The sequence below is a fragment of the Microbacterium sp. Bi128 genome (assembly GCF_918698205.1).
The window spans coordinates 1-1,802 of record NZ_CAKKMM010001057.1 but is presented as its reverse complement, the minus strand read 5'-3'; the positions used below and the strand labels follow the sequence as shown (position 1 = coordinate 1,802).

The 1,802-nt window shown below is 67.9% G+C and carries 2 protein-coding genes; one reads left to right on the top strand and one right to left on the bottom strand.

The features are described from left to right. The first annotated feature begins 59 nt into the window (after nt 1-59). On the top strand, nt 60-779 hold the full coding sequence (locus tag LQV45_RS29710) for a response regulator (protein WP_223916554.1): 720 nt from the start codon (nt 60-62) through the stop codon (nt 777-779). A 337-nt stretch (nt 780-1,116) separates the two neighbouring features. Here LQV45_RS29710 and LQV45_RS29705 read toward each other — a convergent pair. Then, on the bottom strand, nt 1,117-1,802 hold a 686-nt coding region (locus tag LQV45_RS29705), incomplete at its 5' end, for an SLC13 family permease (protein WP_374208329.1).

The following is a 1,802-nucleotide window of genomic DNA, read 5'->3' as shown; positions in this document are numbered from 1 at the left end:
CCTCTGCCCGTCACAACACCGCCGGTCACTCCGCTGCCGGTCACTACCGAGGGACAACCATGAGCGAGATCCGGGTACTCGTCGTCGAGGACGAGCCCATCGCTGCCGCAGCGCACGCCGCCTACATAGAAAGGCTGGACGGTTTCACCCTGGCGGGCTCCGCGCCCGACGGCCAGTCCGCCCTGCGCCTGCTCACCGAATTCTCCGCGGCAGGCAATCCGGTGGAGCTGGTCCTGCTGGACATGAACCTCCCGGACCTCCACGGGCTGGACATCGCACGCCGGATGCGGGCGGCCGGACTGTTCGCGGACATCATCGCCATCACCGCGGTGCGGGAACTGAACATTGTCCGCAGCGCGGTGGCCACCGGCGTGGTCCAGTACCTGATCAAACCGTTCACCTACGCGACCTTTGCGGACAAGCTCGCCAGCTACCGGCTGTTCCGCGAGCAGCTGGCCGCACCCCTGGCCGGGGAAGCCGGAGCCCGGGCGTCCCAAAGCGATGTGGACCAGGCCTTCGCCAGCCTCCGTGCCCCGTCCGAGCTGTCGCTGCCCAAGGGCCTGGCCGTATCCACGCTGGAATCCGTCCAGGACTACATCAAGCAGCAGGCCGAGGCGGTGTCGGCCAGCGAGGTCATGGAGGCGCTCGGGATGTCCCGGGTCACCGCCCGGCGCTACCTCGAATACCTCGCCGACGCCGGAACGGTCTCCCGCGCCGCCCGCTACGGCGCCCCCGGGCGGCCGGAGAACGAATACCGCTGGAACCGGCCGCGGACGTAGGCCTGCCGCTCCCCGTTACCGTCACCGGGAGGGCACTTGCCGGCAATCCCGGGAAACACTGCCGCGAAATGCCGTCCCGGCGGTTTCCTTGTGGCGGGATGATCGCGAATGCTTAGTGCCATGCGGCCGCTGTTGACGTGTCAGGGCAGCGGGGCGGCGCGCGTTGCGAATAGGCGATGATCCGGGTGATCATCATTCGCCGCCCCACTGCGGTCTGGTGCCGGCGGACACTGTGTGTCCGGGCCTTCTGCGTGGTTACTTGCCGCAAACGAAGACTTCATTCAATGCGGCGGGGTCGGCCCGGCTATCGGTAGCCGCACCGCCGGTGGCCGCTCGGTTACATGATGCCGGTGGGAACCAGCAGGACCCAGGCGAGGGCCGGGGCTACGAGCACCACTCCCCCGGCATACGCCATCAGCTGCCGGTACACTCGCTGCCTGTCATTGTCGCGGGCGTTGGCGACCACCAGCGCACCGTCGGTGGAGAAGGGCGAGACATCCACCACCGTGGCAGCTATAGCCAGCGCCGCGACCGTTCCTGATGCGCTCAGCGAGCTGGTAGCCAGGAGCGGACCGGCCAGGGGAATGAACGCGGTCAGCAACGCCGTGGAGGAGGCGAAGGCTGAGCCGACGCCAATGACATAGCAGAGGACCAGCGCCACCAGCAGCGGTGCGCCCAGTGCCAGAGCCTGCTCGGCGGGGGGGTGGATGACGCCAACGTGCTGGAGCAGGGAGACATAGGTGATCATGCCGGCTACCAGCAGGACGGTGGACCAGGAGACACCGCCGATGAACGTCTGGTGTTCTTTGATATTGACCAGCGCCAGCAGGAGCCCGGCGGAGAGTGCGACAAAGCCGATCGGCAGGTGGAAGCCCAGGGTGCACACGAGCATCACCGCGATCAGTGCCAGCGTGAGGATCTGCTGCCCGCGAGGGCGGCTGGTGCGGGCGGTGTCGACGTCGGCATGCTGGCCGCCTTCGCCGTCCCGCAGCCTGCCCAGGAGGGCGAACAGGACGATGGTGA